The 12,391-nt window shown below is 57.3% G+C and carries 14 protein-coding genes and 1 pseudogene; 11 read left to right on the plus strand and 4 right to left on the minus strand.

All coding sequences use genetic code 11. The features are described from left to right. Positions 1 to 31: 31 nt before the first annotated feature. The gene (locus KGB27_RS00135; RefSeq protein ID WP_223552361.1) at positions 32 to 1,015 is read right to left on the minus strand and encodes an MDR family oxidoreductase; all 984 of its coding nucleotides are present in this window, start codon (positions 1,013 to 1,015) and stop codon (positions 32 to 34) included. A gap of 187 nt (positions 1,016 to 1,202) precedes the next feature. On the opposite strand from KGB27_RS00135, the gene KGB27_RS00140 reads away from it, so the two are divergent. The 8 genes from KGB27_RS00140 (at position 1,203) to KGB27_RS00175 (ending at position 7,276) form a co-directional block, all read left to right on the plus strand. Next, on the plus strand, positions 1,203 to 2,267 hold the full coding sequence (locus tag KGB27_RS00140) for an NAD(P)H-dependent flavin oxidoreductase (protein ID WP_223449922.1): 1,065 nt from the start codon (positions 1,203 to 1,205) through the stop codon (positions 2,265 to 2,267). Between the two features lie 135 nt (positions 2,268 to 2,402). After that, positions 2,403 to 3,170 (plus strand): molybdate ABC transporter substrate-binding protein, encoded by a 768-nt coding sequence (gene modA, locus KGB27_RS00145; protein ID WP_008031048.1) that lies wholly within the window; start codon positions 2,403 to 2,405, stop codon positions 3,168 to 3,170. Continuing rightward, on the plus strand, positions 3,171 to 3,851 hold the full coding sequence (gene modB, locus KGB27_RS00150; RefSeq protein WP_192227047.1) for a molybdate ABC transporter permease subunit: 681 nt from the start codon (positions 3,171 to 3,173) through the stop codon (positions 3,849 to 3,851). Between the two features lie 3 nt (positions 3,852 to 3,854). Continuing rightward, a complete protein-coding gene (gene modC / locus KGB27_RS00155; RefSeq protein WP_223552362.1) occupies positions 3,855 to 4,934 on the plus strand; it encodes a molybdenum ABC transporter ATP-binding protein in 1,080 nt (359 codons plus the stop codon). Positions 4,935 to 5,009: 75 nt separating this feature from the next. Continuing rightward, the gene (locus tag KGB27_RS00160) at positions 5,010 to 6,050 is read left to right on the plus strand and encodes a DNA topoisomerase IB (RefSeq protein ID WP_192227045.1); all 1,041 of its coding nucleotides are present in this window, start codon (positions 5,010 to 5,012) and stop codon (positions 6,048 to 6,050) included. Between the two features lie 72 nt (positions 6,051 to 6,122). Continuing rightward, entirely contained in the window at positions 6,123 to 6,344 is a 222-nt protein-coding gene (locus tag KGB27_RS00165) for a hypothetical protein (RefSeq protein WP_008036909.1), read from the plus strand. Positions 6,345 to 6,459: 115 nt separating this feature from the next. After that, entirely contained in the window at positions 6,460 to 6,690 is a 231-nt protein-coding gene (locus KGB27_RS00170) for a hypothetical protein (RefSeq protein ID WP_008031039.1), read from the plus strand. Positions 6,691 to 6,991: 301 nt separating this feature from the next. Next, positions 6,992 to 7,276, plus strand: coding sequence for a hypothetical protein (locus tag KGB27_RS00175; protein ID WP_008036910.1), 285 nt, complete (start codon positions 6,992 to 6,994; stop codon positions 7,274 to 7,276). On the opposite strand, the gene KGB27_RS00180 is transcribed toward KGB27_RS00175, so the two are convergent. Then, positions 7,273 to 7,959: a TetR family transcriptional regulator gene (locus tag KGB27_RS00180; RefSeq protein WP_223435756.1), complete on the minus strand. Its 687-nt coding sequence runs from the start codon at positions 7,957 to 7,959 to the stop codon at positions 7,273 to 7,275. The genes KGB27_RS00175 and KGB27_RS00180 overlap by 4 nt on opposite strands. Before the next feature lie 156 nt (positions 7,960 to 8,115). Here KGB27_RS00180 and KGB27_RS00185 point away from each other — a divergent pair, with 156 nt between their 5' ends. Together KGB27_RS00185 and KGB27_RS00190 are read left to right on the plus strand one after the other, a co-directional pair. Then, on the plus strand, positions 8,116 to 8,943 hold the full coding sequence (locus KGB27_RS00185) for an NAD(P)H-binding protein (protein WP_223552763.1): 828 nt from the start codon (positions 8,116 to 8,118) through the stop codon (positions 8,941 to 8,943). Between the two features lie 147 nt (positions 8,944 to 9,090). Continuing rightward, on the plus strand, positions 9,091 to 9,300 hold the full coding sequence (locus KGB27_RS00190; RefSeq protein ID WP_008031035.1) for a hypothetical protein: 210 nt from the start codon (positions 9,091 to 9,093) through the stop codon (positions 9,298 to 9,300). 85 nt (positions 9,301 to 9,385) lie between these two features. Here KGB27_RS00190 and KGB27_RS00195 read toward each other — a convergent pair whose 3' ends face one another. Both KGB27_RS00195 and KGB27_RS00200 read right to left on the minus strand, forming a co-directional pair. After that, positions 9,386 to 9,736, minus strand: coding sequence for a hypothetical protein (locus KGB27_RS00195; protein ID WP_223552363.1), 351 nt, complete (start codon positions 9,734 to 9,736; stop codon positions 9,386 to 9,388). Positions 9,737 to 10,098: 362 nt separating this feature from the next. Then, positions 10,099 to 10,605 (minus strand): annotated as a pseudogene (locus KGB27_RS00200) (methyl-accepting chemotaxis protein); the annotation flags it as partial. Positions 10,606 to 10,908: 303 nt separating this feature from the next. Between KGB27_RS00200 and KGB27_RS00205 the strand changes: the two are divergent. Beyond that, positions 10,909 to 11,598: a haloacid dehalogenase type II gene (locus KGB27_RS00205; RefSeq protein ID WP_223552364.1), complete on the plus strand. Its 690-nt coding sequence runs from the start codon at positions 10,909 to 10,911 to the stop codon at positions 11,596 to 11,598. Positions 11,599 to 12,391: the final 793 nt, after the last annotated feature.

The following is a 12,391-nucleotide window of genomic DNA, read 5'->3' on the forward strand; positions in this document are numbered from 1 at the left end:
CTGCGGCAGTCGCAGGCTGCGATTTTTGCTTTTAGCGATTCACATCCACCACCACACGGCCACGCAGCTGACCGGCGAGCAATCGCGGTGCCGCATCGATCGCCTCACTCAAACCGATTTCGTGGCTGATCAGCGGCAGCAAGGCAAAGTCCAGATCCTTGGCCAGACGGTTCCATGCCAATACCCGCTTGGCTTTGGGTTGGGTCACGCTGTTGATTCCGGCCAGGGTCACGCCGCGCAAAATGAACGGGGCGACAGACGCCGGAAAGTCCATGCCTTGCGCCAGACCACACGCGGCGACAGTGCCGTTGGCTTTCGTGCTGGCACAGGCGTTGGCCAGGGTGTAACTGCCGACCGAGTCAATCACGGCCGCCCAACGCTCCTTGGCCAGTGGTTTTCCCGGCTCGGACAATGTCGCGCGGTCGATGATTTCGCTGGCACCCAATTGCTTGAGGTAGTCGTGCTCAGAGGTGCGGCCAGTGGACGCGACCACCCGGTAGCCGAGCTTGTTCAGCAGCGCGATGGCGAAACTGCCTACACCACCGTTGGCACCCGTGACCAGAACGTCACCCTGCTCAGGCGTCACACCGTTATGTTCCAAAGCCAGGATGCTCAGCATCGCCGTGTAACCGGCCGTGCCGATCGCCATTGCCTGGGCAGCGGTGAATTCCCGAGGCAGCGGAATCAGCCAGTCGCCATTCAGGCGCGCCTTCTGCGCCAATCCGCCCCAATGCCCTTCACCGACTCCCCAGCCATTGAGTACGACTTGATCACCGACCTTGTAGTCCGGATGCCCACTGACTTCGACAGTCCCCGCCAGATCAATGCCCGGCACCATCGGGAATTTTCGCACCACCGGGCTGCTGCCGGTGATCGCCAGACCGTCCTTGAAGTTCAGCGTGCTGTACGCCACACGCACTGTCACATCGCCCTCGGGCAGTTGATCGTCATTGATCTCTTGCAGTGTGGCCCGGTAACCGCTGTCGTCTTTGTCGATCAAAATGCCTTGGAACATTGTCGTCTCCTGTCAGATCATTCAGTTGTCGTGCTACTGGAATATCACACTGCAACCTTTTGCCGTACCCGACTTTAAGCCAATCCAGGAATGCCCCATCCTGAAACCCGATGGGTCTTGCGCCTGCCTTTGCTGATACAAGTCCCGTCCTGCAGCCCTGCCCCGTTATGACCCGGAGAACCTTGAAATGAGCCAATGGCCAGATACCCGAATTATCGATTTGCTGGGGATCGAACTGCCGATCATCCAGGCTCCGATGGCTGGCGCAACCGGTTCGGCCATGGTCATCGCCGCGAGCAATGCCGGCGGCCTGGGCTCGATGCCCGCGGCCATGCTGACCACCGAGCAGTTGCGCGAAGAATTGAAGACCATTCGCCAACACACTCAACGCCCGATCAACGTCAACTTCTTTTGCCATCAGCCGCCCCCTGCCGACGAGCAACGTGCCCGGGACTGGAAGAATCTGCTGGAACCCTACTACCGCGAACTCGGCGTGGATTTCGACGCACCGACGCCCGTGTCCAATCGTGCGCCGTTCGATAACGCGACCTGTGAAGTGATCGAAGAATGTCGTCCCGAAGTGGTGAGCTTTCACTTCGGCCTACCGGAAAAATCCCTGCTGGATCGCGTCAAGGCAACCGGGGCGAAAGTGTTGTCTTCGGCGACGACAGTCGAAGAAGCCGTCTGGCTTGAGCAGCATGGCTGTGACGCGATCATCGCCATGGGTTACGAAGCTGGCGGCCATCGGGGCATGTTTCTCAGCGACGATTTGAGCAGCCAGGTGGGCCTCTTCGCGCTGCTGCCGCAAATTGTCGACGCGGTGAAAGTGCCGGTGATTGCCGCTGGCGGCATTGCCGATGCACGGGGCGTGGCGGCGGCGTTTCTGTTGGGCGCGTCCGCGGTGCAGGTGGGCACGGCGTATTTGTTTACACCGGAAGCCAAGGTCAGCGCCTCTCACCACAAGGCGTTGCGCACGGCCAAAGAAAGCGAGACTGCCGTCACCAACATTTTCACCGGCCGCCCGGCACGCGGGATTCTCAATCGCGTGATGCGCGAACTCGGACCGATCTGCGATAAAGCACCGGCCTTCCCGTTGGCAGGTGGGGCGTTGATGCCGTTGCGGGCAAAGGGCGAAGCGGATTTCAGCAACCTCTGGGCCGGGCAGGCATTCAGGTTGGGGGTTGAGATGACGACAGCAGAATTGACGCAGCGTCTGGCCCAAGATGGCTTGGCGAAACTGTTGCACCGCTAGGCACAAGACCTGGGGCGAGGCGTTTCGCCGCAATGCAATCGAGATCAACACATTCCGTTTGCAGGCAATTCGCTATATATTCCGCTATATAGCGTTTTAACCCCTCGCTGTCCCTGCCTACAACGGAGCCGTTTCATGACCATTCGTGCCTCACGTTTTGCCCCTACTTGCCTGGCGAGCCTGCTTGCTGTGTTCGCCATTGGCGCAGCCCAGGCGGACGAAGTCCAGGTCGCCGTCGCGGCCAACTTCACCGCGCCGATCCAGGCTATCGCTGCTGATTTCGAGAAAGACACCGGGCACAAACTGGTCACCTCCTTTGGTGCAACCGGCCAGTTCTATACGCAGATCAAGAATGGCGCGCCGTTTGAAGTGTTTCTGTCGGCGGACGACACCACCCCGCAAAAACTCGAAGCCGAAGGCGACATCGTCAAGGGCTCGCGCTTCACCTACGCCGTTGGCACCCTGGCGTTGTGGTCGGCTAAAGAAGGTTACGTCGATGCCAAAGGGGACGTGCTGAAAAAGAACGAATATCAGCATCTGTCCATCGCCAACCCGAAAGCCGCCCCTTACGGCCTGGCTGCCACCCAGGTTTTGGCCAAGCAGGGCCTGACCGACAAGGTCAAAGACAAGATCGTTGAAGGCCAGAACATCACCCAGGCTTATCAGTTTGTCTCAACCGGTAACGCAGAACTGGGCTTTGTTGCCTTGTCGCAGATCTACAAAGACGGCAAAGTCACCAGCGGTTCGGCGTGGATCGTTCCAGCCAGCCTGCACGACCCGATCAAACAAGACGCGGTGATCCTCAACAAAGGCAAGGACAACCCGGCTGCCAAGGCGCTGGTTGACTACCTCAAAGGTCCGAAAGCCGCTGCTGTCATCAAATCCTACGGTTATCAACTCTAAATGACCCTGTCGAGTGCCGATTTTTCCGCCATCTGGCTGACCCTGAAACTGGCGTCCCTGACGACAGTTATCCTGCTGGTGATCGGCACTCCGATTGCGTTATGGCTGTCGCGCACCCAATCCTGGCTGCGCGGCCCGGTCGGGGCGATTGTCGCCCTGCCCCTGGTGCTGCCGCCCACGGTGATCGGTTTTTATCTGTTGCTGGCGCTGGGCCCTAACGGTTTTATCGGCCACTTCACTCAATCGCTGGGGCTCGGAACCCTGACGTTCAGTTTTGCTGGATTGGTGATCGGCTCGGTGCTCTATTCGATGCCGTTCGTGGTCCAGCCGTTGCAAAACGCTTTTTCTGCCATTGGCACCCGCCCACTGGAAGTGGCTGCGACCTTGCGCGCCAATCCCTGGGACACTTTTTTCAGCGTGATCCTGCCTCTGGCCCGACCGGGGTTCATCACCGCCGCGATTCTCGGTTTCGCCCACACCGTCGGTGAATTTGGCGTGGTGCTGATGATCGGCGGCAACATCCCCGACAAGACCCGCGTGGTCTCGGTGCAGATCTACGATCACGTCGAAGCCATGGAATACGCCCAGGCCCACTGGCTGGCCGGGGCGATGCTGGTGTTCTCGTTTGCCGTGTTGCTGGCGCTGTACTCCAGCCGTAAAACCAAAGCGGGCTGGAGCTGATCGATGATTCAAACACGTCTGAAACTGAGGTATTCGGGGTTCGCCCTGAATGTGGACTTGCAACTGCCCGGCCGTGGCGTCACCGCGCTTTACGGCCATTCCGGCTCGGGCAAGACCACCTGTTTACGCTGCATCGCAGGCCTGGAGCGGGCCGAACAAGGCTTTATCCAGGTCAACGATGAAGTCTGGCAGGACAGCGACAAGAAGATTTTCGTAGCGCCGCACAAACGCGCGATCGGCTATGTCTTCCAGGAAGCCAGTCTGTTTACGCACCTGTCGGTGTTGGCGAACCTGCAGTTCGGCCTCAAGCGAATCCCCAGACACCAACGCCGGGTCGACATGGCGCACGCGACGGAACTGTTGGGCATCGGTCATCTGCTGGACCGCCATCCGCAGCACTTGTCGGGTGGCGAGCGACAGCGTGTCGGCATTGCCCGGGCGCTACTCACCAGCCCAAAACTGTTGCTGATGGACGAACCGCTGGCGGCGCTGGATTCGCAACGCAAAAGCGAAATCCTGCCCTACCTGCAAAGGCTGCACGATGAGCTGGACATCCCGGTGCTGTACGTCAGCCATTCCCAGGATGAAGTGGCGCGACTGGCCGACCACATCGTCCTGCTCAGCAACGGCAAAGCCCTGGCCAGCGGCCCTATCGGCGAAACGCTGGCCCGGCTCGATTTGCCTTTGGCGTTGGGCGATGACGCCGGCGTGGTGATCGAGGGCCACGTCAGTGCCTATGACGCCGATTATCAGTTGCTGACCTTGCAACTGCCAGGCACCGCTCTGAACATCCGCGTGACGCACACGCCGATGGACCCCGGCCAGGCGTTGCGTTGCAAGGTCCAGGCGCGCGATGTCAGCCTGAGCCTGCACAGCGCCGAGCAAAGCAGCATCCTCAACCGTCTGCCGGTGACCGTGATCAGTGAAATGGGCGCAGACAACGCCGCCCACGTGCTGATTCGCCTGGACGCGGCCGGCACACCACTGCTGGCGCGGATCACCCGCTACTCCCGGGATCAATTGCAGGTGCATCCCGGCCAACAGCTCTGGGCGCAAATCAAAGCGGTGGCGGTGCTGGCGTAAACCCGCTGGCACGACTGCACTGGCACGCGGTCAATGGCTGTAACGGCCCCTGATTCGTCGCCAAGGACTACCGCCATGCCCGATTCCGCGCTGACTGATGCGCTGCCACCTGACCTGCATTATGTCGATGACACCCAGCCCGGCATCGCCCGCAAGAAACTGCGTGGCAAGTTCTGCTACTTCGACCCGGACGGAAAACGCATCACCGACCCGAAGCAAATCAAACGTATCAATGCCCTCGCCGTCCCCCCGGCCTACACCGACGTTTGGATTTGCGCCGACCCGAGTGGGCATCTGCAAGCCACTGGCCGTGATGCGCGGGGGCGCAAGCAATACCGTTATCACCCGCGCTGGCGCGAAGTGCGCGATGCCGACAAATATTCGCGCCTGCGGGATTTCGGGCTCGCCCTGCCGAAACTGCGCAAACAGCTTGAAACGCTGTTGGCCGCCCCGGGCTTCAGCCGCGACAAGGTCATGGCCACGGTCATTACCTTGCTCGACGCGACATTGATTCGGGTCGGCAACACGCAGTACGCCCGGGACAACCGCTCGTATGGGCTGACCACGCTGCGCAACCGGCACGTCGAGATCAACGGCAGTGCGATCCGGTTCCAGTTCCGGGGCAAGAGCGGCGTCGAGCACCAGATCACCGTGAAAGACCGGCGCCTGGCACGCATCATCAAACGCTGCCAGGAGATTCCCGGGCAGAACCTGTTTCAGTATCTGGATGAAAGCGGTGAGCGGCACACCGTCAGTTCCTCCGACGTCAACGCCTACCTGCAAACCCTCACCGGTACCGACTTCACCGCCAAGGATTACCGCACCTGGGCTGGTAGCGCGCTGGCGTTGTCGGTGTTGCGCGGTTTGCAGTGGGAACCGGAATCAGACGCCAGGCGGCATGTGGTGGAGATGGTCAAGAACGTCGCCAGGCAACTTGGCAACACCCCGGCAGTTTGTCGCAAGTGCTACATCCACCCGGCGGTGCTCGAGGGTTTCCTGATGGGGGCATTGGCCGAGTTACCGCGCCCGAGAACACGTAAAGGCTTGAAGGCCGAGGAAGTCGGGCTGGCGATGTATTTGGAGAAGATGATCGAGGCGACTCAACCGACGAACTGACCTGTCCATTTTTTGCACGATTACAAATGACTTCTATAGTTGTTGTGACACAAATTAGCTTCGAGTGAAGCCATGGAAGACATTTACGTTGTTAAGCGCTGCAACAAGATCATCGTTTATGGCCGCCGAGCCGGGGATGACCAACATCAGCCACCTGAAGCCACCTTCTGGTATCGCATCACCGATACGCGGACTAACGGCTACATCGGCGACGGCTACGATCTTGAAGAAAAAGCCCAACGCGCGTGCGATCAACTCAATGCCCGATCGCAAGTGGTGGCCCGACAAGGCTGAAGTCCGGGTCTATACTGAAAAATGGCTGAGGGAACAGCGACCCCATCGGCAGAAAGCTCGCTCCTTGCGGGCTTTTTGCTGCCACTGCCAGGTTTCTTGAACGGAGGTGTTTGCCATGTCCGAAAAAGAGTCCATCACCACCCTGCTCACCCTGCTCGACTCGCGCCAGGTTCGCTTGGCCGCAGCGTGCAAGGAAATCGCCGACTGGGTCGATCATCAAGGCGGGCACCCGACCGCCCTCAGGATTCGTGATCGCCTGAACGACATCGAGAAGGACACGCCGCTGATTCGTAACACGCTGTCTTCGCTCAAACCTGTCGAGCCGCCGCTGCCGCGGTTCAGATGATTCGATCTGGACTCCGGACACGAGCGCACGGCCAGGACGCATGAACGGCGACGATGATCGTCACCGGGTGCGTCCTTGCCTGATCACCTGCTGCTGAATCCCAAACCCGGCCCTGTACCGGGATTTTTTTTGCCCGGTCATTTCACACAGCCTTCACAACTCACGCCTTACTGTAGCCCTACTCCTTTTGAAATATCCCTTGGCCCGCCCGCATGCGGGCCTTCTTTTTGCTCGCCTGCATTCAACGAACGTCATCACTCGCGGGAGGTCAAACAGTCACACGTCACGAAGGAGGCGTCTGATGGTTACTCACTTCAAAGTTGCCGGGCATCTGGCTTGCGGCCACAAAGGCAGCAAGCTCACCTCAACCACTGAACTGAACCGAGTGAAATGCAGAAGTTGCCGAAACACCGATGCATACAAGGATGCACGCAAAGACCAACGCAACGCGGCACGCCGCGCCGCACGCAAAGCCAAAGCCACTCACACTGCCAATGACTGGCGCGCAGCATGGGTCGAGCGGCTTACCGCCATGGCCGGGCTGCAACGGTTGCCCCGTGGCTTTAGCGGTCAACCATTCGTTTAACGGACAGGTTCGGCGGTTGAAGCACGTTCACTCGGCCCGGCCGCCGGCCCCATGATTTCTCGCAAAGACATCCGCTTGAACGCTTCGACCAGCGCGCGTCCCTCCTCGGGAGCGCATGAGATGGCCAGGCGCATTGTCGCCTCGCCCAGACTCCAGATCAGAAAGGCAGACGCCTGAACCTGTTGTATATCGCTGCTGGGGTTTACCCGCAGCATCGCATCCGCCAATAACCCGCCGGCAATCCGACACTCCTGCAGTTCCAGCGCCATGAGTTGCTTGTCTGCCTGCATGCCTGACCAGATGTCACGCATCGCCGGTGTCGCCAGGAAGATCTCGTAATACTCGTCCAACAGCTCTGAAAAGGCCTCGCGCAGCCCTTGCGCGTCCTCGACCGCAGCCATGGCGACTTCGATACAACGACGGCTTTCGGCGTTATAGCGCTCGGCCAAGGTGCGAATCACCGAACTCTTGTCTGGAAAATACTGATAAAGCGAGCCGATCGAAATCCCGCACATTTCGGCGATTTCACTCATTTTCACTTGATCGCTGCCCTTGCTCGCAATCAATTGCGTCCCCGCCGCCAGGATTCGCTCCTGGCGTTCGCGGCTGCGCTGCTGCGTGGGATTGCGCCGGACAGGTTCTGAAACGGCTTGCTCGTGGGCTTCGGTGGTTTTCTTCGGCACTGGCGTGCTTCCCGATCAATAACATGACATAGCCTCACCTTAGCACCGCCCGTACGTCGGTTTCACCGGTTCTTCCGGTTGACGATAAAACATGAGCGTTTATCATCTTTTTTAAACATGAGCATCACTCACATTAAACCGATGGAGATGAACGCGATGAAAACCACCCAAGAGACAATTCTAATTCTCGGCGCAACAGGCAAAACCGGGCGACGGATCACTCAACGGCTGAAAGCGGCCGATGTGCCTGTTCGTTTAGGCTCTCGCGGGGCGGATCCGGCGTTCGACTGGGAGGATCGCTCCACCTGGGAAGCGGTGCTTGAGGGAATTCACGCGGTGTACATTTCGTTCCAGCCAGACCTCGCGGTCCCCGGTGCGGTTGAAACTGTGCAGGCATTCACCGATCAGGCCGTTAAAAGCGGCGTCCGCAAACTGGTGCTGTTGTCAGGGCGCGGCGAAGTTGAAGCTGAACAGGCAGAACGCGTCGTTCAAAACAGCGGCGTGGACTGGACCATCCTGCGGGCCAGCTGGTTCTTTCAGAACTTCAGCGAAGCGCACTTTCTTGAGCCAATCCTGCAAGGCGAACTCGCCCTCCCCGTCGGCAACATCACCGAGCCCTTTGTCGACGTGGAAGACATCGCCGAGATTGCGGTTGAGGCGCTGACCAAACCAGGGCATTCAGGCCAACTCTATGAGCTGACGGGCCCGCGCGCGCTGACCTTTGCAGAGGCCACTGCCGAAATTGCCCACGCGTCCAAACGCGATGTCGGTTTCGTCGCCGTGCCACCCGACGCCTATCGCCAGGCGCTGGAACAGGCCCAACTACCAACAGAGCTGATTGAACTCGTGCTGTACCTCTTCACCACCGTACTCGATGGCCGCAATACACCGGTGACTGACGGCGTACAGCGTGCACTGGGTCGCCCAGCGCGGGACTTCAGCGACTATGTTCGCCGCACGGTGGCTACGGGTGTCTGGGGTTGAGATCAGCCGAATAGATTATTCGACGATCAGTTCAATAGCGCTGTATGCCATTTCATTTTTGGCGATAAGCGTTTTCCTCAGCTAGGGTTTCTATCGCATCGATTCTGCCCCGACGATGTGGGCAGGCGCCCGATCAAGGAGGAGTAAATGACGACGATCCGTGAGGCGGAAGAAGAATACTGCCGCTGGTCCAGCCCGATCTTGCTGGAGCTCAAAGCAAGAGAACATCAGCTTGATCCGGCAGCTCGTCAGGCATTGCAAAATATATTGCGAGAAAGAAGGCTCGTTGACACCGGCAACCCTTCCGGCGCTGATCGACGCAAGGCGAATCAGCCTGCTGACAAAAGCGGCAAGTGAAAATAGTTGACCGGAAACAAACAAGGGTTTGCATCAGCTTTCGCTCGCAAACCCTTGATTTTATAAATTACGGTAAGAGTCCCACTCAAGCCGGTTCGCAGGTCAGCCTCCACGACTGCTCAAACAACTCCCCAGCGTTTCGGCTTTCAAACTCTTCCTCCAGAAAAACTCTGCTATCGCGAGGAAGTGCGATGAACCTTGAAAAACCCACCATTCCCCCGAAGCTGTTTCTACTGTTCACCTCGCCGCAAAATACCTGGTGCCTGGAGCCAATGTTCCTGAACACCGCGGATTGAGGGTCTTTCAGATAGTCCCTGACAAGGTTTTTAGCCTGGTACTCCATGTAGTAATTGAAGTACGCATACCTTGACGCGTAGGCCACGCTCGCCAGAATGATGCCCGATACCATCAGGTACTTAAGTGTCTTCCATGCCATCCTGGGCCTCGCAAGAAGATGAAGTCGGCAAAGTGATCTTCGCAGAACACTTCGAGAAATAGCCGAGTAAAAATGAAAAAGGCCTGCGTGAGGTATCTCACGCAAGCCTTTGATATTCATGGTGCCGAAGCCGGAATCGAACCTGCCTCTTTGTCGCTGAAAATAAAGGAAAATTTTAAGTTCGAAAATTTCTCTATCTCTATGCGTACCCTCATTGGGCTTTTCCAATGGTACGACTGGAACGCAGTGAGGCACCGCGTAGACGAAAAATATCCCGGGTGTTTTTCTCGTTCTTCTTGGAATTCAATAGAACTCTGCAGCGCAATAATTGGAACGGGAAACGTGCGTACGCGTTGCCGCTCTTACAAACTAAAGCGACTCAAGCTGACCTCCAACCCATCGGACATTGCCTTCAGTGCCTGAGTCGCTTGCACAGTCCCCCCCTGAGCAGCGGAATTCTGTTCAACGATCTGCGCTACTTGCTCCACGTTATAGGCCACCTGATCACTGGCGGCACGCTGCTCCTGCAGCGACAGGGAAATGAAACTGACAGCCTCCATTGATTCATCCAACGCCTTTTTTATAGTGACCATGGAAGCGCCAGCACTTTCCACAAGTTGAAGCCCATTGGTCACTCGCTCGCAGCCGGCGGCCATGCTTCCTTTAGCCTTGAGCATACCGTTTTGTATGCCATCGACCAGGGCAACGATCTCCTTCGTCGACTGTGCCGTGCGACTTGCCAAGTTGCGTACTTCATCGGCCACGACGGCAAAGCCACGACCTTGTTCACCCGCCCGTGCCGCTTCAATGGCGGCGTTGAGTGCCAGCAGGTTGGTCTGCTCGGCAATGCCGCGAATCACACCGACAATCTGGCTGATGTCGTTTGACTGGATTGCCAACTCGTCGATTATGGGCCGTCCTCTATCACACTACTCGACTTTGACGAGCGTATCGTCAACTCGGTCCTGCATTTTGGCGAAAAGCTGGCTCCTGACGTCCACATAACAGCTCATCTAGGGCACAGTAGAGCAACGACGCCAGCGAGTTTTCAGAATCAGCCCAAGGCTTTGATGCATCGATTAAGCGCTTTAGCGCTACAGAGAGAGCTGCACGATAAGCAAATGCGCGAGCGCCAAACCCTGTTAACCAGTTAAGAATGTTTAGGGGCAATCATGACCACACCACGAATCTCCGCTTGCGTGTTTGATGCCTACGGGACTCTTTTCGACGTACATTCGGCGGTTGCAAGACATGCCGATGAGCTGGGTAAGCACGCTCGCGAAATATCGATCCTATGGCGCACCAAGCAACTGGAGTATTCGTGGGTTCACACCCTGATACGGCGCCATACAGATTTCTGGACGTTAACCGAGGCAGCACTCGACTACGCCCTGGCTTTTTACAATGTGAAGAATGAGCGGCTAAAACAGACGTTACTAACAAGCTACCTGACGCTGGACGCCTACGCTGAAGTCCCAGCAGCATTGCACAGCCTTCGCGAAGCAGGCGTACGAACAGCGATCCTTTCGAATGGATCTCCCCGGATGCTGGAAAGCGCGGTTCGGTCTGCGGGTTTGGATATTTTTCTTGATGAGTGCCTTTCCATTGAGCAGGTACAAATCTACAAGCCAGATCCGGCGGCCTATGAGATTGCAGTAGCAGCACTGAATGTGTCGTCGACTAAAGAAATCGCTTTTTTCTCATCCAACGCTTGGGATGCCATTGGGGCTCATGCGTTCGGTTTTCACGCGTTTTGGCTTAATCGATCTAGGCAGCCCGAAGAATATGGGTTGTACGAAAAGGCAACGAAGCTCGAATCGCTGAGCGGCATAGCTTCACGTGTGACTGCACAGATCTGCTAACTGGCACGAAGGCAGGACTCGGAGGAATCTGTCGGTGATTGTTGTGCACGGGTTGCCCTGGAAGGCAGTGCAATAACTCAGTCATTCGACTGACTCAGCACGCTCAACGCCGTAACGCAGGACCTCGATGATGAGCTATTGGGGCTGATCAGAGCTAACACTGTCTGTTTCTTGGCAGGCGTTAGATTTCGGATAACCCGCCACGTTCACCCATTAGAAGTAAGCATCGTTCATTACATCAGGTAGATCAGGCTAGGCCATGACCATGCACCAAACCTGCACCACATCCATCGATCATGCGGCGACTGTTTGATCCCGCTCTAACGGCCGTAACAGGAGTTCTCTTTCATGACGCGAATGGGCCCTGAGCTAACGGAAGTTAATACATGCGATCTGCAAACCGCACACCGTGACGTCATTTCAACGCGACAGAAATAACGCGGACCTAAAGACTTGCAAACCACCAGGTGCCTGTTTTTGAGCGATCGAAAACCCAGCAAGTTGCGCTGGGCTATTAACACTCAGCGTTTCAGCTAATGCGTTTCAAATGCTTCTGCGTTCTGATAGAGCTTCATCCAAGTGCCCTAAAGGCGGATTTAAGAAAAAAGTAACTTGGAAAGCTGAACGATGTAGTCGCGGCTTGGATTTGTTCCGAGGGTGCCAAACCTCTCCTCATATACTGCGAAGCAAAGATCTTGGCGCTTTCGAGAACGCGCCAGATCCGCATCTGCCAGCGCCTGCGGCAGCGACTCAAGCGTTACCTCAGTGCAATAACAGGGCGTGCCGCACTGCT

Source organism: Pseudomonas sp. BF-R-01, assembly GCF_019946615.1.
In the GTDB taxonomy this organism is placed as follows: Bacteria; Pseudomonadota; Gammaproteobacteria; order Pseudomonadales; family Pseudomonadaceae; genus Aquipseudomonas; species Aquipseudomonas migulae.